Below are 19,723 nucleotides of genomic sequence, written 5' to 3'. Positions count from 1 at the left end.
TAAAATTTAAAATAAATATGGAGGAAAAATGTTAACAGGTAACGAAATTAGAGAAAAATTTATAGAATTTTTCGAAAGTAAAAATCACAGACACTTTGAAAGTTCATCATTAATACCAGATGATCCAACTTTACTTTTGACAGTAGCAGGAATGGTTCCATTTAAACCTTATTTCTTAGGTCAAAAACCAGCTCCAACTCCAAGAGTAACAACATTCCAAAAATGTATAAGAACAAATGACTTAGACAATGTTGGAAGAACAGCAAGACACCATACATTTTTTGAAATGCTTGGAAACTTCTCTTTTGGAGATTATTTCAAAAAAGAAGCGATAAAATGGTCTTATGAATTTATAACAGAAGTATTAAAAATAGAAAAAGATAGACTTTGGGTATCAGTTTTTGAAACTGACGACGAAGCTGAAGAGTTATGGGTATCAGAATGTAACTTCCCAAGAGAAAGAATAGTAAGACTTGGAGAAGATGACAACTGGTGGGCAGCTGGACCAACTGGTTCTTGTGGACCTTGTTCAGAAATCTATGTTGATTTAGGTGTTGAATTTGGAGGAAATGAAAATTCAAGACTTGGAGATGCTGATACTGATAACCGTTTTATAGAAATATGGAACTTAGTATTCACTGAATGGAATAGAATGGAAGATGGGCACTTAGAACCATTACCTAAGAAAAATATCGACACAGGTGCTGGACTTGAAAGAATAGCATCAGTTGTTCAAGGAAAAGCAAATAACTTTGAAACAGATTTATTATTCCCAATTGTTGAAGAGATGGCAAAAGTTGCAGGAATAAAATATGGAGATAATCCAAAAATGGACTTCTCTTTAAAAGTAATCGCTGACCATACAAGAGCAGTTACATTCTTAATCAATGACGGAGTTATCCCATCAAATGAAGGAAGAGGATATATCCTAAGAAGAATTTTAAGAAGAGCTATAAGACATGGAAGACTTTTAGGAGTAAAAGAATTATTCTTATATAATTTAGTTGATACAATAGTAGAATTAATGAAAGGTTCTTACGCAGACCTAGCTACAAATTTAAAACATATTAAAAAAGTAGTAAAAATAGAAGAAGAAAAATTCTCAAATACTCTTGATCTTGGAATTCAACATGTTATGAATGCAATAGAAGAGGCAAAAGCAAAAGGAGAAGATTTCTTATCTGGAGATGTTACATTCAAACTTTATGATACTTATGGATTCCCATATGAATTAACAGAAGAAATCTGTGGAGAAAATCAAATAAAAGTATATAAAAATGAATTTGACCAAAAAATGGAAGAGCAAAGAGAACTTGCTAGAAGTTCAAGAGAAGTAGTAATGGAAAAAGGACAAGATGCATTTATAGAAGCTTTCTTTGATGAACACGGAAAAACTATATTCACTGGATATGAAAGCTTAAAAGAAACTGCAAAAATCCTTTTTGTAAAAAAATTAGATGAAGATAAATTTATGGTTATAACAGACAGAACTCCATTCTATGCTGAATCAGGTGGACAAGAAGCTGACTGTGGTTCTATGGTTTCTAATACAGGAAGTAGTGGAATTGTAATAGATGTAAAAAAACAAAAAGATATCTTTATGCATACAGTTAAAATAGTAAATGGAATTTATAACTTAGTAGAAGGAACAGAAGTTGAGCTTACAGTAGACGCAAATAGAAGATCTGCTATTTCTAAAAACCACAGTGCTACTCACTTATTACAAAAAGCATTGAGAGAAGTTTTAGGAACTCACGTTCAACAAGCTGGATCTTTAGTGTCAGCTGATAGATTAAGATTTGACTTCAACCATTACGAAGCTGTAACAGATGAAGAATTAGAAAAAGTAGAAAGACTTGTAAATGCTAAAATATCAGAAGCTGTTGCATCAAATATAAGAGAGATGTCAATGGACGAAGCTAAAAAATTAGGAGCTATGGCACTATTTGGAGATAAATATCAAGATATAGTTAGAGTAGTATCTTTTGGAGATTTCTCAACAGAATTATGTGGAGGTATCCACGTGGCAAATACTTCTGAAATCGGATTATTCAAAATAGTATCTGAAACAGGAATTGCTGCAGGAGTAAGAAGAATTGAAGCTCAAACTGGATTCCACGCTTATGAAACAGTAAAATCTATGGAAAAATTAATAGACAGAGTTTCAAAAGTATTAAAAACTGATGCGTCAAAACTTGAAGAAAAAGTAGAAAAAGTAAGTGAAGAATTAAGAGCATCACTTAAAGAGATAGAAGAATTAAAATCTAAAATAGCAAGTTTTGAAGTAAACTCTTTATTTGAACAAGTATCAGAAATCAACGGAGTAAAAGTATTAGTTAAAGGATTTGAAAATAAAGAAAGTGACTCTTTAAGAGAAATAGTTGATAAAGCTAAAGATAAACTTGGAAGTTGCGTAGTAGTTCTTGGATCTAACAATGGAAAAGCAATATTTGCAGTCGGAGTAACAAAAGATTTAACTTCTAAAGTAAAAGCTGGAGATTTAGTTAAACAACTTGCACAACTAGCTGGAGGAAATGGTGGAGGAAGACCTGACCTTGCTCAAGCTGGAGGAAAAGACGGAGCGAAAGTTCACGAAGCTCTTGAAGTAGCTAAAACTTTACTTTCTGAAAAATTATAAGAGGTAAAAATGTATAAAAAATATATTTCTCTTGATATAGGAGATGTAAGAATAGGTGTGGCAAGATCAGATATGATGGGAATGCTTGCCACTCCCTATGAAGTTATAAATAGAAAAAAAGTAAAATCTGTAAAGAGAATAGCTGAGATATTAGAAGAAAATAACACTAAATCTCTTGTGGTTGGTATTCCAAAAAGTCTTGATGGAAGCGAAAAAAGACAAGCTGAAAAAGTAAGAGAGTATATAGAAAAACTTAAAAAAAATATTGACGGGCTAGAAATTTACGAAGTAGATGAGAGAATGACAACTGTATCAGCAGATAGAATGCTTACAGATGGTGGAAAAAAAGGTGCTCTAGAAAAAAGAAAAGTTGTAGATAAAATAGCGGCTGCTATAATTCTTCAGACATTTTTAGATTCTAGAAGAAAATAATTTGGAGGAGTTTGTATGAAAGGAAAAATATTACTAAGATTTTTATTAGTAATGATTGTTCTTATGGGGTCACTATGGTCTATAAAAAAAGAACCAATGAAATTAGGACTAGATTTAAAAGGGGGAGTTTATGCAGTTCTTGAAGCCACTCCAGAAAATCCTAATGAAGAGATAGACTCAGAAACAATGGATAGTTTAATAGAAGTATTAGATAGAAGAATTAACGGAATTGGAGTTGCAGAATCTGTTGTACAAAAAGCTGGAAGCAATAGAGTAATCATTGAACTTCCTGGAGTAAAAGATACTAAGGAAGCTATAAATATGATTGGTAAGACAGCTCTTTTGGAATTTAAAATAATGGATGAAAAAGGAAACTTAGGAGAAACTCTTTTAACTGGTGGAGCCTTGAAAAAAGCTCAAGTTGGTCAAGGACAATTAGGAGATCCACAAATTAACTTTGAATTAAAACCAGAAGGAGCAATAAAATTTGCTAAAATTACAAGAGAAAATATAGGAAAACAACTTGCTATTGTACTTGATGGAAAAGTCCAAACAGCTCCTGTTATTAAAACAGAAATAGCTGGTGGTAGTGGAAGTATCAGTGGAAATTATACAGTAGAAGAAGCTCAAAAAACAGCTATGCTTTTAAATTCTGGAGCATTACCAATAAAAGCTGAGATAATAGAAACAAGAACTGTTGGAGCATCTCTTGGAGATGAATCAATAGCAGCAAGTATGGTAGCCGGAAAAGTTGGAGTAGGACTTGTAATGTTATTTATGTTACTTTTCTATAGAATGCCAGGACTTATAGCTGATATGGCGTTAATATGTTTTGGAATTATAAACTTTGGAGTAATTAACTTTATTGGTGCAACTTTAACATTACCTGGTATTGCAGGATTTATCCTTTCAACAGGAATGGCAGTAGACGCCAATGTTATTATCTTTGAAAGAATAAAAGAGGAATTAAGATTTGGTAATACAATAAGAGGAGCTATAAAATCAGGATTTAGTAAAGGATTTGTAGCAATATTTGACTCTAACTTAACAACTCTTATTATAACAACAATATTATTTATATTTGGAACAGGACCTGTAAAAGGATTTGCAGTTACTCTTACAATAGGTACTCTAGCATCAATGTTTACAGCAATAACAATAACTAGAGTATTATTAGATATTTTTGTAGAAGTATTTGGAGTAAAAAATACTAAATTATTTGGAGTAAGGGGGAAATAAGAATGCACATAGAAATAGTAAAAAACAGCAAAAGATGGGTAGCTTTATCCCTTGTATTTATAGTTATTTCTTTAAGTTCTCTTTTAACAAAAGGATTGAACTATGGAATTGATTTCTCTGGAGGAAACTTATTCCAACTTAAATTTGAAAAACCTGTTACTCTAAAAGAAATTAATACAGCCTTAGATAAAATTGGAAAAGATATCCATCAATTTGGTGGAAATGGTAGAAAAGTTCAAATTTCTGAAGGAAATGAAGTTTTAATAAGAATTCAAGAAATTACAGAAAAAGAAAAAAATAAATTTTATGATGAAATAAAAGAAGTTGGAAAATATGAAATAGTAAAAGAAGACAAAGTTGGAGCTAGTGTAGGTAAAGAACTAAAAATGTCAGCGGTGTACTCTTTAGCAATCGGTACAGTAATGATTGTAGCATACATTACTATAAGATTTGAATTTATGTTTGCAGTAGCTGGAATTTTAGCTCTTTTACACGATATCATAATAGCGATAGGTGGAATATCTCTATTAGGTTATGAAATAGATACAGCTTTTATAGCGGCTGTTCTTACAATACTAGGATATTCAATCAATGATACAATAGTAGTTTTTGATAGAATAAGAGAAACACTTAGAAAGAAAAGTGATCTAACTTTTGGTGAAATACTTAATAAAAGTGTAAACCAAGTTATGGTAAGATCATTAAATACTTCAATCACAACTTTATTAGCAGTTGTAGCTATTTTAATATTTGGTGGAGAGTCTTTAAGAACATTTATAACAACTCTTTTAATAGGAATAATGGCTGGAACATATTCATCAATCTTTATTGCCACTCCTCTAATTTATCTACTTGAAAAAGATAGAGATAAAAAAGTGGAAAATTCTAAATATTTAGATAATGGCGACGATGATGAGCATAAAGAAAAAATATTAGTATAGTAATAAAATTTACTGTTATGAATTAAAATTATAATTAGGTGCTGTTATATTTTTATAACAGCTCCTATTATCTCTAAATTATTAAATTTTTTAATTTTAAAAAGATTATTTTATAACAGTTCCATCAATAAATTAGGAGTGAAGAATGAGAACTTGGTTGGAAGTAAATACTAAAAATCTTAAGTATAACATAGGAAAAATTTATGAGAAAATAGGGGATAGAAAGATAATTGGTATAGTAAAAGCCAATTCTTATGGACTAGGTTCAGTTGAAATAACAAAAGAGTTGATAAAATGTGGAGTAGATTTTTTTGCAGTGGCCACTCTTTCAGAAGGAATTGAACTTAGAGAGGCTGGAATAAAAGAAAAAATCTTGATACTTGGTGGAGTTTTTGATGATGAGCTAAAAGATGCAGAAAAATATAATTTACAAGTGGCATTATCTCGTTTTGATCAATTAGAATATATAAATATAAATAATATTCAAGTAAAATGTCATTTAGCTATTGAAACAGGAATGGGTAGAATAGGTTTTAACTTTGAAGAAGTTGAAAAAGTAAAAAAATATGTAAAAAAAAATAATCTAAAAAATATAATTGGAGTATATACTCATTTATCTGTGGCAGATGAAGATAGTGAAGAAAATAGAGTTTATACAATCAATCAAATTAAAAAATTTAATAATTTTAGCGAAATAGACACAATAAAATATAGACATATATTAAATAGTGGTGGTATTTTAAGTTATTCAGGTATGGACAACGGAAACTATGTAAGAGTTGGTATTGTGATGTATGGTATCTGTGGAGAAAATTGGATAGAGGGATTTAAACCAGTTATCTCATTTAAAAGTAAGATACTTTTTATAAAAACTCTTATAGAGGATATGGATATATCTTATGGTAGAGCTTGTACTTTAAAAAAAGGTGAAGTGGTGGCTACGATTGCTGCTGGATATGCTGACGGATTTAAAAGGGGAGCTTTAAATAAAATCACTGTAAATATTCAAGGAAGACAGTGTCTAGTTGTAGGAAAAGTTTGTATGGATATGCTTATGGTAAAAATACCAGAAGATATGGTGGATAGTGTAAAAATAGGAGATGAAGTTATACTTTATGGTGATGACTTAGTTGAAAAGGCAAAACTTATAGGTTCATCTACTTATGAAATAATAACAGGGATAAACCCTAGAGTAAAAAGAGTATATATAGAGGAGTAAGAATGGCACAAGTTGTATTAATGAAAGATAAAGAAAAGAAAATAAGAAATTTTTATCCAAATGTATTTAAAGATGAGATAAAATATACAATTGGAGAGATAAAAAATGGAGATGTAGTAGATGTCGTAAGAGAAGATATGATGTTTGTTGGAAGAGGTTATGTAACAGAAGGAACATCAGCTTTTGTTCGTGTATTAACTACTCAAGATGAACCAATAGATAAAGATTTTATTTATAGAAAAATAAAAGAGGCTTATGATAAAAGAGATTTTTTAAAAGATGAAACTAACTGTGCAAGAGTATTTTTCTCAGAGGCTGACGGAATACCAGGTCTTGTAATAGATAAATTTGAAAAATATATCTCTATTCAATTTAGAAATTCAGGTGTTGAAACATTTAGACAAACAATAATAAATGCTGTAAAAAAATATATGAAACCAAAAGGAATCTATGAAAGAAGTGATGTTGAAAATAGAGTTCACGAAGGTGTAGAGGAAAAAACTGGAGTAATCTATGGAGAAATACCAGCAGAAATCGTTATGGAAGACAATGGTTTAAAATATACAATCGATATAGTAAATGGACAAAAAACTGGATTTTTCTTAGACCAAAGAGATTCAAGAAAATTTATAAGACCATTTCTTAATGAAAAAACAAGATTTTTAGATGTATTTTCAAGTAGTGGTGGATTTTCTATGGCTGCCTTAAAAGAAAATTGTGAAAAAGTAGTAGCAATAGATAAAGAGCCACATGCACTAGAACTTTGTCATAAAAACTATGAGCTTAATGGATTTACAAACTCTTTTGAAACTTTAGAGGGTGACGCATTTATGCTTTTAAAAACTCTTATTACAAGAGGAGAAAAATATGATGTAATAACTCTTGATCCACCATCACTTATTAAGAAAAAAATAGATATAAAAAGAGGAAGAGATTTCTTTTATGAATTATGTAACAGTAGTTTCAAATTAATGGATAAAGGGGGAATCTTAGGGGTTATCACTTGTGCTTATCATATAAGTTTACAAGATCTTTTGGAAGTAACAAGAATGGCTGCATCAAATAATGGAAAAATGTTGCAAGTTATTGGGATAAACTATCAACCAGCAGATCATCCTTGGATATTACACGTACCAGAAACACTATATTTAAAGGCTTTATGGGTAAAAATAGTATAAAGGAGGTAAGTTATGTATCTTGATATAATAACTCTTATTATTTTGGGAATCTCTGTATTAAGTGGAATAAGTAATGGATTTGTTGTAGAATTTATTTCGACTTTTGGAATTTTGATAAATCTATACATTACACACAAATTAACTCCTTTTTTCTGTAAATTTACAGAGGAGTTATTAAAAAGACAAGATGAAACATATATTTATGCTATAACATTTTTAGTAGTATTTATGGTAATTGCTATAATATTACATCTTTTAAATCTATTCTTAAAAAGTCAAAATACATCTATGATATTTAGATTATTAGGTGGATTTGTAAGTCTTGCAAAAGGACTTCTTATCTGTGCTATAATGTTTACTTTTTATAATGTAGCACAAGAAAAAATAGAGCCTATTAGAAAAATAGGAAAAGATAGTATATTTAATGAATATTTTTTAAAGGTAACAGATAATGTAGATTTTTATATTCCTAAAAATTTAAAATCTAAAATTCAAGAGATAAAAAATGAAAAAACTGTGGAAAAATATATGAATAAGTTAGATGGAATGTGGGGGAGTAAATAGATGAAGATAATAAATGACTATATATTGAAAGAATCAAAATTATCAATAGCTTTTGGTATCGTTTTGTTTACTTTCATTTTCTTAATAGAGATAATAGTATCAATGATGGAAAGTATACTTGTAAGAGGTCTTTCAATAATAGATGTAATTAGAATGATATCTTTTTACTTGCCGATGATACTTTCTCAAACTATTCCAATGGGAATATTTTTGGGGATAATGATAACTTTTGGAAATTTTGCTAAAAATAGTGAGATAACAGCTCTAAATTCTATGGGAGTTTCACTAAATCAAATTTTAAAACCTGTAATAAGTATAGGAGTTTTAGCAACTTTATTTATATTTTTCTTACAAGAAAGTTTAGTTCCAAGATCATATATAAAACTTCAACAGCTTTCTTATAAAATGGTATATGAAAATCCAGTTTTTCAACTAAAGGATAAAGTTTTGATAGATGGTGTATCAAATTATAAAATATATATAGACTCAGTTAATAAAAGAACTAAGGATGCAGAAAATGTTCTTGTTATGGTAGAGGAAGAAAATAGCAAATATCCAACTTTAGTTCTTGGAAAAACTGCCAACTGGGAAGATGCGGCACTTTTGATGAAAGATGCTGATTTCTATAGATATGATGATAAAGGAGATTTAGTTGTAACTGGAAATTTTGAAAAGAAAAGAGTTCCATTCACATCATATTTTAAAGATATAAGAGTAAAAGTCAAAGAAATAGAGGGAATGAATATAGCTCAACTTATAAATGAGATTAAGACAAGAGATAAGTTGGAGATACTTCCATATATAGTAGAGATAAATAGAAAAATAGCTGTTCCTATGTCAACAATTGCCCTTGCAATTTTAGGAGTTTTACTTTCAATAGGAAATTCAAGAGCTGGAAAAGGAATAAATTTTGGTATAGGAATAGTAGTAATATTTTTATATATAGTTCTTTTAAATATTGGAATGGTATTATCTTATAGAGGAATTGTAAGCCCAGTAGTTGGAGTATGGACACCAAATATTCTTCTTTATATCTATACATTTATAATGTATTCAAGAAAGGTAAGGTTGGTATAATGGCAATGAAAAAATTAGATATTTATATAAGTAAAAGTTTTATAAAATCTTTTTTCATATCTCTTATAGCTTTTGTAAATATATTTGTACTAAGCCAACTTTTCAAAGTATTTAGATATGTAGGAGAGGGAAGACTTACTCCAAATGAGGGAGTTTTATATATTCTTTGTATGTTGCCAAAAGTTATAATGAATGTTACTCCTCTTGCTGTACTTTTGGGAGCTTTGATGTTTATAAGTAAGATGGCAAGTAATCTTGAAATAATATCTTTAAAAACTGCTGGGATTAGTTTTAGGAGAATTATCCGTTTTCCACTTATAATTGCTTTTATAATTTCTATTTTTGTTTTTGTAATAAACGGATATCTTTATCCAATCGGAGAAAGAATGCAAAGAGAATTAAGAGGAGATGCAATTTCAACTCTTCTTCCAACAGAAAAAAGAAATGGATTTATAAGAGACGAGCATAATAATCTTTATATGTTTGATTACTTAAATGTACCTGCTGGAGAGGCTAAAGGTGTACAAGTAGTTGAGATGAGTGATGATTTTGAAAAAATAGACAGAGTTTTATTTGCTGATAAAGCGTCATTTGATAGAAAAACAAATAGATGGGTTTTAAAAAATGTAAAGATAAGTAATATAGATTCTAAAACTCAGGAGAATTTAAAAACTTACACATCTGATGAGTATGATGAAGAACCAGAAAAATTTGTAACACGTCTTGTAGATGCTAGAATATTAACTAACAGAGAACTTAGACATGAACTTGTAAATTTAAAAAATACTGGAATTGATACAAGAGATGGATTATCAGAGATAGCAGGAAGATATTCATTTCCATTTGCAAGTTTTATAATAGTATTTTTGGGACTTTCACTTGGAAGTAGATATGTAAGAAATTCTTCAGCTATTAATGTAATAATAAGTGTATTTTTAGGATATGGATATTATATAGTTCAAGCCTCATTTGAAGCTTATGGAAAAAATGGATATTTAAATCCTTTTGTCTGTGGTTGGATACCAAATATAATATTTTTATTGATAGGAATATATTTTGTAAGAAAGGCTGAGTATTAGGAGGAAGTATGTCAGATAATATAAAAAAAAGAACTCTTGATAATGGAATACCTGTTCTTATGGATAAAATTCAAGGGATAAGTAGTGCCTCTTTAGGTGTTTTTGTAAAAACTGGAGCTAAAAATGAACTTCCTGGAGAAGAGGGAATTTCTCATTTTATAGAGCATATGATGTTTAAGGGGACTAAAAATAGAACAGCTAAAGAAATATCAGAAGAGATAGATAATGTTGGTGGAATAATTAACGCTTATACTGGAAAAGAAGTAACTACATATTATGTACAAATGTTATCCAATAGAATTCAAATAGGAATTGATGTTTTAACAGATATGTTTCTAAATTCTAATTTCTTGGAAGAAAATATCGAAAGAGAAAAAGGTGTAGTTATTGAAGAGATAAATATGTATGAAGATATTCCTGAAGAAATTATTCATGATAAAAATGGAAGTCTTGTAATCTCTGGACCACAAAGTAATATTATTCTTGGAAGTGTAAAAAGTGTAGGAGAACTTACAAGAGAAAAGATAATTAACTATGTAAAAGAACAATATAGCCCAGAAAATATGGTAATCTCTATAGCTGGAAACTTTGATGAAGAAGATGTATTTGAAAAGTTAAATAGTGGATTTGGAACTATAGAAAAAATAGAAAGAAAAAGAGAATATAATGGAAAGATGGAGATAAAAACTCCAAAAACTATTATTAAAAAAGATAGTAATCAAGTACATCTTTGCTTTAATACTATTGGAAAATCTGCTACTGACCCAAAAAGATATGAAGTGGCAATCTTAGCCAATACTCTTGGTGGAAATATGAGTTCAAGACTTTTCCAAAAAATAAGAGAGGACAGAGGTCTTGCTTATTCAGTATATAGTTATACTTCATCTTTTGAAGAGGGAGGAATAATAACTATATATGCTGGAACTACTCTTAAAGACTATAAAGAGGTTGTAAGATTAATAAGAGAAGAGTTTCAAGATATAAAAAATAATGGAATAAGTGAAAAAGAGTTACAAAAAACTAAAAATCAATTTTTAAGTGCTGTAACTTTTGGTCTTGAAAGCAGTAAAGGTAGAATGACTAGAATGGCAAATTCTTATCTATTCTACAAAGAAGTTAAAGATTTAGATGATGTATTAAAAGAGATTGAAAAAATAACTGTAGAGGATATAAAAGAAGTTGCAAAAGAAGTATTCGATGAAAAATATTATTCTTTAACAGTTCTTGGAAATATAGAAGAAGGAGATTTAAACTAATGGAAAAAGTAACAGTAAAAATAACATTAGCTGATGGAGTACAAAAACCAATGTATATGACAGAAGGGTCAGCTGGAATGGACGTAAGAGCAAATATAAAAGAGCCAATCACTTTAGGAAGTTTAGAAAGAGTTTTAGTTCCAACAGGAATAAAAATGGAAATACCAATGGGATATGAAGTGCAAGTTAGACCAAGAAGTGGACTAGCTTTAAAACACGGAATTTCTATGGCAAATACTCCTGGAACAATAGACAGCGATTATAGAGGAGAAATCGGAGTTATAATGATAAATCTAAGCAAAGAAGATTTTGTTATAAACCCTGGTGAAAGAATAGCTCAACTTGTACTTGGAAAAGTATATCAAATGGATTTAGTAGAGGGAGAGTTATCAGCTACAGAAAGAGGAGAAGGTGGATTCGGTCACACTGGAAGATAATTATGAAATATATAATAGAAAAAGATAATGAGGGTGTAAGGCTTGATAGATATCTTAGAAAAAAACTAAAAGATACACCACTTACAGAGATATTTAAAGCTTTGAGAATCGGAAAAATAAAAGTAAATAATAAAAAAAAGAAAGAAAATTATCGTCTTGTAGAGGGAGATAAAATCTTTATAGGAATTGGAAATCTAGAAGAGATGGAAGAGAAAAAAGATTTTATAAAGTTATCTCAAGAGGATAGAGAGTTTTTATCTAAAAATATAGTTTTTGAAAATGATGATTTGATAATTTTTAATAAAGATAAAGATATTGTTATGCACAAAGGTAGTGGATTTGAATATGGAATTTCAGAAATGTTTAAATCTTACTACGAAACAGATGATTTTAACTTTATCAATAGAATAGATAAAAAAACTTCTGGTTTAGTAATCGGTGCTAAGAATAAAATTTCCACAAGAGTTTTAGCTGAAGAGTTAAGAGAAAATAATATAAGAAAAAAATATTATATTTTAGTTCATGGCAATATTCAAAAAAATATATTTATTATTGAAAATTATCTAAAAAAAATAGAAGATAAAGTAATTGTAACTAATGCTAATGATGAAGAGGGAAAAATTGCAATAACTCATTTTAAAGTTATAAAAAGATATGAAAAATATACTCTTTTAGAAGGGGAACTTTTAACAGGAAGAACACATCAACTGAGAGTTCAACTTTCAAATATAGGAAATCCAATAGTTGGAGACACTCGTTATGGGAAAAAAGATGGAGAAAATACACTGTATCTAAACTCTTTTTATTGCGAGATACCAAAATATAATATAAAAATAGAAAATAGTCTGCCAGATTTTTTTGTAAAAAAACTTGGTGACTAAAAGGAGAAAAAATGTTTTTAATGAATTTTTTAAAGGGAATTGGAATTGGAATTGCCAATGTTATTCCTGGTGTTTCAGGTGGAACAATGGCTGTTCTATTTGGAATATATGATAAATTAGTTGAGTGTATAGCAAATTTTTTGCAAGCCCCAAAAGAAAAAAAGATAGAGTATATTAAATTTTTATTACCTCTAGTGATAGGTTGTGGAGTTGGAATTTTATTTTTTGCTAATATAATAGGTTACTTATATGAAAATTATCCAATATATACAAAAGGAGCTTTTATCATCTTAGTACTTCCTTCAATACCTGTTATTATAAAAGGGGAAAGTTTTGCAAATGTTAAAAATATTCTTGCTTTTGCATTTGGATTGATGTTTGTAATAGGTTTCTTTATGATTACTCATAAATTTTCTGGAAACTCTTTTGAAAGACAAGAGATTTTTACTACTGCTTATGGATTAAAACTTTGTCTATGTGGTGCTTTAGCTGGCGGAGCGATGATAATACCAGGAATTTCTGGATCGTTACTTCTTTTGGCACTAGGAGAACACGAAAATGTTATAAATTATATAGGTAGAGTTGATATAATACCTCTTGCTTATTTTACTGTGGGAGTAGGACTTGGAATATTGATATTCACTAAAATAATAAATTATTTCTTGGTAAATTATAGAAGTAAGACACTATTTGTAATACTTGGTATAGTAGTAGCATCTTTAGTTGAGCTTTTAATAAATATATAAAAAAATCGACTGTTGTAGGATTAAGTGCAACAGTCTTTTTTATTTTAATAAAGAATTAAATGGTTAAAAAAAGAATAAAAAAATACACCTAGAGCTTAAAAAACCCATAGGTGTATAAAAACTAAATTAGTTTAATTGTTCCATTATTTCATCTGGAATATCAAAGTTAGAGAAAACTTCTTGAACATCATCTAAGTCATCAAGAGCATCATAAAGTACCATAACTTTTTTAGCTGTATCAAGATCAGTGATAGCAACTTTGTTTTCTGGTAACATTGTGATTTCAGCTTCTTCGTATTTATATCCAGCATCAGTTAAAGTTTGAAGAACAGTTTGGAAATCAGCAGGGTCAGTTAAAACTTGGAATTCTCCATCTTCTTCAACTATATCTTCAGCTCCAGCTTCTAATGCTACCATCATAAATTCTTCAGAATCAGCAACATTTTCAGCAGAGATGATTATTTCTCCTTTTTTGTTGAACATCCAAGAAACAGCTCCGTCAGCTCCAAGGTTTCCACCTTTTCTAGAGAAAGCAGTTCTTACTTCAGAAGCAGATCTGTTTTTATTATCAGTAACAACTTCAACGATGAAAGCAGTTCCAGCTGGTCCATATCCTTCATATCTCATTTCGATGTAGTCTACACCTTCTAATTCTCCAGTTCCTTTTTTTATAGCTCTTTCTAATATGTCTTTAGGCATATTTCCTGCTTTAGCTTTATCAATAGCAAGTCTAAGTCTTGGGTTGAAGTTAGGATCTCCTCCACCTTCTTTAGCTGCGATTGTTAACTCTTTTCCTAATTTTGTAAATAAGCTAGCTCTTTTTTTATCTTGAGCTCCTTTTCTGTGTTGAATGTTATTCCATTTACTATGTCCTGACATTACATCCTCCTAAGTATATAAAATTATCTTAAATATTTTATCACATTAATTAAAAATTTTCAATATTTCGTAGAATACTTTATTATTTATAAAAATTTAAAAAGTTAAAATCTCTTTTTCTGTAATAAGTTTATCAATTTTTATATCAAACTCTTCACCTGAAAAACTATCATCTAATTGAAAATCATAAGCAAGAGATATTTTATAAGAGTTTTTATATTTTTCACAAGATAAAAACCTATCATAAAATCCTTTTCCAAAACCAATCCTATCCCCTTTTTTATTAAAAACAACTCCAGGAACGATAACCAGATCAATATCTCTTAAAAACTCATCTCCTATTGGCTCTACTACTCCAAAATTTCCACAGGAAAACTCTTTAGAAATTTTTATAGGGATTATATTATCTCCTACCATTTTAGGTAAAAGAATAGTTTTTCCAAGGCTTAAAAGATATTCGTGAAGTTTAGTGGTTTCAACCTCGTTTTTAAAAGACATATAACTCATAATAGTTTTAGAATTTTTTAAAACATCATCTTCTAAAAATTTTTTTATAATCATATCACTTAGATTTTCTTTTTCTTCAAAAGAAAGAGATTCGCGAATTTTTCTAATTTTTTTTCTTAGATTTTTTTTGATCTCTTGGTTATTCATTTCCGTTTTCCTCTTGAGGAGAGTTTAATTTTTCGAGTTCTTTTTTAGCTAAAAGTAGATCTTTCCAAAAATCAATAGCAACAGTAGAATTTCTTCCTGTATTTTCACGAGCCTCTTTTACAAATCTAACATCGTAAGTAATAAGGACTTTTATTCCACCTTTCCAATCGATAAATTTTCCTCTCTCTTTTCCAAAATTAATCTCTCTGCCAAGTAAAGCTTCAGCAGAATATTGTCCAAAAGTAACGATGATTTTTGGTTCTGTAATAGCTATTTGCATATCTAAAAGCTCTCTTAAATAATTTTGTTCCTCTTCAAAAAGGTCTTTATATTTTAATTGGCATTTTGTAAGAGTAGTTATATAATAATCCTCTGGGATAAATCCAGCCATATCACAAAGTTTTATTAGGAATTCTCCACTAGAACCTACCATAACTTTTAAATCTTCTGTTTCGTAAAGGTCGCTTTCATCTCCAATGAATAAAAGATTTGCAGATTTATTTCCACTTCCAAGAATAGCCTTTTCATCATCATCTTCAAAGCTCTCTTTTATTTTTGGAATATTATTTATCTCAAAGGAAAGTTCTTCCCATAGTTCTTTCTTTTCCATAATATCACCTCATTTATAGTTTGTACAACTTAGTAACAGTATCTTGAGTTGTGATTTCAATAGGTATAGAGATATTTCTTCTATTCATTTCACTGATAATAGTATTTGAAACGATATTAAAATTATTACTATCTTTGCTAATATGTGCCAAGTATACTTTTTTTAGATTAGACGAATAATTTTCACAAACAAATTTTGCAGCATCATTATTAGAAAGATGTCCATTTCTACTTTTTACACGGTCTTTCAAATCCCAAGGGTAGTTACACTCCATAAGCATTTGATAATCATAGTTTGATTCGATTATCATAATGTTGACCCCTCTAAAAAATTCTCTTACTCTATTGTCAACATATCCTATGTCAGTTGATATTCCCAAAACTTTTTTAGAAGAGATCTCCTCAATTCTAAATCCCACAGTTCTTTCAGCGTCGTGCATAACATCAAAAGGTTGAACTTTTATTTTATCGTTTATAAAAAATTCAAAAGTATCAATAAATTTTAAATTTTCTTCAGAGATCTTTCCAAGTTTTTTTTGACCAGCAAAAAAACTTTCTTTTGTAATATAAAGAGGGATATTATATTTTCTAGATACAATCCCAGCCCCTTGAATATGGTCTGTATGTTCGTGAGTTATAAGAATCCCTTTTATATTTTCTAAAGATTCTCCAATATTATTAAGTTTTTCTTCTAGTTTTTTTCCGCTAAAACCAGCATCAACTAAAATTTTTATACCATCGATATTTATAAAAGTAGAGTTTCCTCCACTACCACTACCAAGTATTGATATTTCCATTTTTTTCCTTTCTAAATTTTATAGAATATTTTTTCTTGTATTTTTAGCTTTATTTAAGTTATATTCTGTTAATTTTTTTGATAAATATTGCATATATTCATACTCAAATATAAAATCTGTCTCTCCAAAATATATTCCTGCATTTTTTTTAGTTTGAAGTCCAAAAAGTGATGTAAACCAGATAGAACCAACATCAATATGAATATCGTCATATGGATCAAGTTCTGATAATCCATAGCTTTCCACACCAAGTCCAACTAAATCTCTAAAATTGCTAGGACCTAAAAGAGGAGCTACAATATAAGGACCAGAAGGAACACCATAATAAGCAAAAGTATTTCCTAAAGACTCTCTATATTTTGGAAATCCCATTTTAGATGCCACATCAAAAGTTCCAAGAAGTCCGATTGATGAGTTTATTCCAAATCTAAAAATAGTTTCTAAAGTTTCTGGGATTCTAAATTGAAGTAATAAATTTCCAGCTGTTTTTATATCTCCAAAGTTTGAAAAGAAATTTTTAATTCTATCTTGAACAAAATCAGGAGTATAATAATCATATGTTCTTAAAGTTGGAGCTAGTACAACTCTATCTGCAAAGGAGTTAAAAGCATAAACTCTTCTGTTTATTGGACTAAAATAATCAGATTTTCCAAAAAGTATATCTTTATCCTCTTGCACAGTTGTTTCTACAAAATTTTTATCTATTTCAGCAGATTTTTCTGAAGTGTTGCTACAACCAATCAAAAGAGAGGAGATAAAAATCAAAGAAAGCATTTTAAATTTTTTCATAATTATCTTCCCTCCTTCATAGCATTTAGCATATAATCGATATTTTCTTGATAGAACATATTTCCACAATGTCCACCATATGGATAGATGTATAATCTATCTCCAAAAGTTTTCTTTAAATAATTAAGATGAGCTTTTGTTAAAATAATTTCATCTTTATTTGTAACAACTTTTATATTTTTAGCATTTTTTAGGTAGTTGTCTATAATTTTTAAATCAGAGAATTTTGCCACATCTTTAACAGTCATATTTTTATTGTATCTTTCTTGATAATATGGAAGAGCGATTTTCTCAATATAATCACCAAAAGTTGCGAAATTAACACGTTCAAAATATTTTCCCATATTTTCATATTTATCTATTTTATAGTCAGAATAATTTTTCATTTGATTTGAGTAATCTGTTAAGAAGTTTACATCAATGGCATTTAATCTAAATACAAGACCAATTCCCATTTTTAATTCATTTTCAGATATTTTCAGATCCTTTAAAATTTTAGCAGGATTTTTTGTAAAATTATCAACAGAAGTTCCTTGTGAATATGATAGAGCAGTTAAAATCTCATTTATTTTTATAAAGAAATTATCCACATTGTAATTAACAGATTTATCAAACATATTATCTAAAAGACTTGCTGAGTCAAAAAGATTAACAGCAGGATTTACCATAAATACATTTTTAAAATCAAAAACTTTTTCTTTGCTGTCTAAGAAAGAAACTACAGCTGAGTGAGTTCCTCCAAGACTGTATCCCATAATATTATAATTTTCAACAGCCACTTTGCTTTCTACAAATGGTTTTATTTTTTCTAAAGCTCTATACAAATCCATTCCGTCGTTTATAAGATTTCCAGGGATTTTTTCAAATGAAAGAGAAACTAAAGAGTTTGCATTCATTATTGAAGAAATTCCTACAACGTGATAACCAGCTGAATAAAATATTCTTTGGAAGTACTGAGTTTTTAAAGAAGATGCACTTGAACCAGTACCAGAAAGAATAAATACAAGTGGTGCTTTTTTATCCTGTAGAGCCATAGTAAATTTATAATCATCTTGATATTCAAGATTAGCTGGAATTTCTCTTGTATCAACAAAATCTGTTGTATAATATTTAAGAGGAATTTTTTCTTGAATACCTTTTGCCATAAGAGTAGATGAACCAAAAACAGTTGCAATATATGGGTCTTTTAAAGGAAAATCATAAGCAAGTAGATTTAATCCCATAGTTAAAAAAAGAAATAAGAATAATTTTTTCATTCTCTCACCTCGAAATATTTGATTGAAAATACACCAATCATATAACAAAAATTATTTTAAATGTATAATATATAATACCATAATTAAGAGTTTTAGAAAAGATAAATTTAAACAAAATTATGGTATAATAGAGAATGAAAAATATAATTAAAGGAGAGTAAAATGGATAAAAAAGGTTTTTTAAATCTTTTTAAAAATGATGATGAACAAATTATAGTAAAATTATGGGAAGATATTGAGTTAGCTCAAAATATAGATTATTTTATTGAAACTGATATGTTTTATCCACCAAATATCTGGAATATATTGGAAAAAATAAATATTAATGGAATGAAGTTTTTAATGTGTGGATTGACAGAAAACAGCGAGAAAAAAAATATAATAATTTTTCCAAAAGATTTTCAAGGAGAGATGCCAGAATTTCAACTTACATTTTTTAAGATAGATGGAACCAATCGTTTTAAAGAGTTAGAGCATAAAGATTTTTTAGGAACAATAATGAGCCTTGGAATAAAAAGAGAGATTTTAGGGGACTTGATTGTAAAAGAAAATATCGCCTACGGTGTAATATTAAAAGAAAAATTTGAAATTATCGAAAACTTAGAAAAAGTTTCAAATATTCCAGTAAAAATCTCTGAAATCTCAAAAGATGAAGTGCCTCAAAGTGAATTTAAAGAGCTTTTGATAACAGTTCCCTCAATAAGACTTGATAGTGTTGTTGGAGAAATCACAAATAATTCACGTCAAAAATCAGTTTCTCTTATAGATGAGGGATTTGTAATGGTAAATTATAATATCCAAAAATCCAAGTCTTTAGAATTAAAGGAAAAAGATATAATAACAATAAGAAAAGTTGGGAAATTTATTTTTGAAAATATAGTCGGAGAAAATAAAAAAGGTAAGATAAAAATTTTGATAAAGATGTTTAAATAAAAAAGAGGCTCTTGTAATTTCAATTTTTAATCATATATTTGAGCCTGTGAAAAAGATTCTGTAAATTAAATAATACTAACTTTTAATAGCTTTCTATGATAAAATTAATATCATAGGAG

The 19,723-nt window shown here is 28.8% G+C and carries 20 protein-coding genes; 14 read left to right on the top strand and 6 right to left on the bottom strand.

What is annotated here, in order from left to right; translation table 11 throughout:
- Positions 1-28 precede the first annotated feature (28 nt).
- The 13 genes from alaS to I6E15_RS02385 all read left to right on the top strand — a co-directional run bounded on the left by alaS (position 29) and on the right by I6E15_RS02385 (position 13,687).
- Positions 29-2,638 carry an alanine--tRNA ligase gene (gene alaS, locus I6E15_RS02445; RefSeq protein ID WP_235243954.1) on the top strand — a complete coding sequence of 870 codons (2,610 nt, stop codon included), beginning with the start codon at positions 29-31 and terminating at the stop codon, positions 2,636-2,638.
- 9 nt (positions 2,639-2,647) lie between these two features.
- Complete coding sequence (gene ruvX / locus I6E15_RS02440) at positions 2,648-3,070, top strand: Holliday junction resolvase RuvX (protein WP_177160056.1); 423 nt, start codon at positions 2,648-2,650, stop codon at positions 3,068-3,070.
- Positions 3,071-3,085: 15 nt separating this feature from the next.
- A complete protein-coding gene (secD, locus tag I6E15_RS02435; protein WP_177160055.1) occupies positions 3,086-4,309 on the top strand; it encodes a protein translocase subunit SecD in 1,224 nt (407 codons plus the stop codon).
- Complete coding sequence (secF, locus tag I6E15_RS02430) at positions 4,306-5,250, top strand: protein translocase subunit SecF (protein ID WP_419180946.1); 945 nt, start codon at positions 4,306-4,308, stop codon at positions 5,248-5,250. The genes secD and secF overlap by 4 nt, the downstream gene beginning before the upstream one ends.
- A gap of 145 nt (positions 5,251-5,395) precedes the next feature.
- On the top strand, positions 5,396-6,469 hold the full coding sequence (alr, locus tag I6E15_RS02425) for an alanine racemase (RefSeq protein WP_235243951.1): 1,074 nt from the start codon (positions 5,396-5,398) through the stop codon (positions 6,467-6,469).
- Positions 6,470-6,471: 2 nt separating this feature from the next.
- Positions 6,472-7,647, top strand: a complete 1,176-nt coding sequence (locus tag I6E15_RS02420; protein WP_235243949.1) for a class I SAM-dependent rRNA methyltransferase — start codon at positions 6,472-6,474, stop codon at positions 7,645-7,647.
- A 12-nt stretch (positions 7,648-7,659) separates the two neighbouring features.
- Complete coding sequence (locus tag I6E15_RS02415) at positions 7,660-8,211, top strand: CvpA family protein (RefSeq protein WP_177160052.1); 552 nt, start codon at positions 7,660-7,662, stop codon at positions 8,209-8,211.
- On the top strand, positions 8,212-9,288 hold the full coding sequence (locus I6E15_RS02410) for an LptF/LptG family permease (protein WP_235243947.1): 1,077 nt from the start codon (positions 8,212-8,214) through the stop codon (positions 9,286-9,288). It abuts the gene before it with no gap.
- A complete protein-coding gene (locus tag I6E15_RS02405; RefSeq protein ID WP_235243945.1) occupies positions 9,288-10,367 on the top strand; it encodes an LptF/LptG family permease in 1,080 nt (359 codons plus the stop codon). The genes I6E15_RS02410 and I6E15_RS02405 overlap by 1 nt, the downstream gene beginning before the upstream one ends.
- Positions 10,368-10,375: 8 nt before the next feature.
- Positions 10,376-11,623 (top strand): M16 family metallopeptidase, encoded by a 1,248-nt coding sequence (locus I6E15_RS02400; RefSeq protein ID WP_235243943.1) that lies wholly within the window; start codon positions 10,376-10,378, stop codon positions 11,621-11,623.
- Positions 11,623-12,060, top strand: a complete 438-nt coding sequence (gene dut, locus I6E15_RS02395) for a dUTP diphosphatase (protein WP_177160048.1) — start codon at positions 11,623-11,625, stop codon at positions 12,058-12,060. Before I6E15_RS02400 ends, dut begins: the two co-directional genes overlap by 1 nt.
- Positions 12,060-12,941: an RluA family pseudouridine synthase gene (locus tag I6E15_RS02390; RefSeq protein ID WP_235244044.1), complete on the top strand. Its 882-nt coding sequence runs from the start codon at positions 12,060-12,062 to the stop codon at positions 12,939-12,941. The genes dut and I6E15_RS02390 overlap by 1 nt, the downstream gene beginning before the upstream one ends.
- A gap of 20 nt (positions 12,942-12,961) precedes the next feature.
- On the top strand, positions 12,962-13,687 hold the full coding sequence (locus I6E15_RS02385; RefSeq protein WP_235243941.1) for a DUF368 domain-containing protein: 726 nt from the start codon (positions 12,962-12,964) through the stop codon (positions 13,685-13,687).
- 126 nt (positions 13,688-13,813) lie between these two features.
- Here I6E15_RS02385 and I6E15_RS02380 read toward each other — a convergent pair whose 3' ends face one another.
- The 6 genes from I6E15_RS02380 to I6E15_RS02355 all read right to left on the bottom strand — a co-directional run bounded on the left by I6E15_RS02380 (position 13,814) and on the right by I6E15_RS02355 (position 18,671).
- The gene (locus I6E15_RS02380; protein WP_235243939.1) at positions 13,814-14,566 is read right to left on the bottom strand and encodes a YebC/PmpR family DNA-binding transcriptional regulator; all 753 of its coding nucleotides are present in this window, start codon (positions 14,564-14,566) and stop codon (positions 13,814-13,816) included.
- Between the two features lie 96 nt (positions 14,567-14,662).
- Complete coding sequence (locus I6E15_RS02375; protein WP_235243937.1) at positions 14,663-15,220, bottom strand: 5-formyltetrahydrofolate cyclo-ligase; 558 nt, start codon at positions 15,218-15,220, stop codon at positions 14,663-14,665.
- Entirely contained in the window at positions 15,213-15,830 is a 618-nt protein-coding gene (locus I6E15_RS02370; protein ID WP_235243935.1) for a uracil-DNA glycosylase, read from the bottom strand. The genes I6E15_RS02375 and I6E15_RS02370 overlap by 8 nt, the downstream gene beginning before the upstream one ends.
- Positions 15,831-15,843: 13 nt before the next feature.
- Complete coding sequence (locus I6E15_RS02365; RefSeq protein WP_235243932.1) at positions 15,844-16,626, bottom strand: MBL fold metallo-hydrolase; 783 nt, start codon at positions 16,624-16,626, stop codon at positions 15,844-15,846.
- An 18-nt stretch (positions 16,627-16,644) separates the two neighbouring features.
- Positions 16,645-17,415: a VacJ family lipoprotein gene (locus tag I6E15_RS02360; RefSeq protein ID WP_235243930.1), complete on the bottom strand. Its 771-nt coding sequence runs from the start codon at positions 17,413-17,415 to the stop codon at positions 16,645-16,647.
- Between the two features lie 2 nt (positions 17,416-17,417).
- Positions 17,418-18,671, bottom strand: a complete 1,254-nt coding sequence (locus tag I6E15_RS02355; protein ID WP_235243929.1) for a serine/threonine protein kinase — start codon at positions 18,669-18,671, stop codon at positions 17,418-17,420.
- Positions 18,672-18,833: 162 nt separating this feature from the next.
- Here I6E15_RS02355 and I6E15_RS02350 point away from each other — a divergent pair, with 162 nt between their 5' ends.
- Positions 18,834-19,604: a YlmH/Sll1252 family protein gene (locus I6E15_RS02350; protein WP_235243927.1), complete on the top strand. Its 771-nt coding sequence runs from the start codon at positions 18,834-18,836 to the stop codon at positions 19,602-19,604.
- Positions 19,605-19,723 lie beyond the last annotated feature (119 nt).

Source organism: Fusobacterium perfoetens (assembly GCF_021531475.1).
Classification (GTDB): Bacteria; Fusobacteriota; Fusobacteriia; order Fusobacteriales; family Fusobacteriaceae; genus Fusobacterium_B.
This window is presented reverse-complemented; position numbering and strand designations above follow the sequence as displayed.

Excerpts from the sequence above, each read along its gene's own strand:
- alaS (WP_235243954.1), top strand. The coding sequence starts at position 29 with ATGTTAACAGGTAACGAAATTAGAGAAAAATTTATAGAATTTTTCGAA.
- ruvX (WP_177160056.1), top strand. The coding sequence starts at position 2,648 with ATGTATAAAAAATATATTTCTCTTGATATAGGAGATGTAAGAATAGGT.
- secD (WP_177160055.1), top strand. The coding sequence starts at position 3,086 with ATGAAAGGAAAAATATTACTAAGATTTTTATTAGTAATGATTGTTCTT.
- alr (WP_235243951.1), top strand. The coding sequence starts at position 5,396 with ATGAGAACTTGGTTGGAAGTAAATACTAAAAATCTTAAGTATAACATA.
- I6E15_RS02420 (WP_235243949.1), top strand. The coding sequence starts at position 6,472 with ATGGCACAAGTTGTATTAATGAAAGATAAAGAAAAGAAAATAAGAAAT.
- I6E15_RS02415 (WP_177160052.1), top strand. The coding sequence starts at position 7,660 with ATGTATCTTGATATAATAACTCTTATTATTTTGGGAATCTCTGTATTA.
- I6E15_RS02410 (WP_235243947.1), top strand. The coding sequence starts at position 8,212 with ATGAAGATAATAAATGACTATATATTGAAAGAATCAAAATTATCAATA.
- I6E15_RS02405 (WP_235243945.1), top strand. The coding sequence starts at position 9,288 with ATGGCAATGAAAAAATTAGATATTTATATAAGTAAAAGTTTTATAAAA.
- I6E15_RS02400 (WP_235243943.1), top strand. The coding sequence starts at position 10,376 with ATGTCAGATAATATAAAAAAAAGAACTCTTGATAATGGAATACCTGTT.
- dut (WP_177160048.1), top strand. The coding sequence starts at position 11,623 with ATGGAAAAAGTAACAGTAAAAATAACATTAGCTGATGGAGTACAAAAA.
- I6E15_RS02385 (WP_235243941.1), top strand. The coding sequence starts at position 12,962 with ATGAATTTTTTAAAGGGAATTGGAATTGGAATTGCCAATGTTATTCCT.
- I6E15_RS02380 (WP_235243939.1), bottom strand. The coding sequence starts at position 14,566 with ATGTCAGGACATAGTAAATGGAATAACATTCAACACAGAAAAGGAGCT.
- I6E15_RS02375 (WP_235243937.1), bottom strand. The coding sequence starts at position 15,220 with ATGAATAACCAAGAGATCAAAAAAAATCTAAGAAAAAAAATTAGAAAA.
- I6E15_RS02370 (WP_235243935.1), bottom strand. The coding sequence starts at position 15,830 with ATGGAAAAGAAAGAACTATGGGAAGAACTTTCCTTTGAGATAAATAAT.
- I6E15_RS02365 (WP_235243932.1), bottom strand. The coding sequence starts at position 16,626 with ATGGAAATATCAATACTTGGTAGTGGTAGTGGAGGAAACTCTACTTTT.
- I6E15_RS02360 (WP_235243930.1), bottom strand. The coding sequence starts at position 17,415 with ATGAAAAAATTTAAAATGCTTTCTTTGATTTTTATCTCCTCTCTTTTG.
- I6E15_RS02355 (WP_235243929.1), bottom strand. The coding sequence starts at position 18,671 with ATGAAAAAATTATTCTTATTTCTTTTTTTAACTATGGGATTAAATCTA.
- I6E15_RS02350 (WP_235243927.1), top strand. The coding sequence starts at position 18,834 with ATGGATAAAAAAGGTTTTTTAAATCTTTTTAAAAATGATGATGAACAA.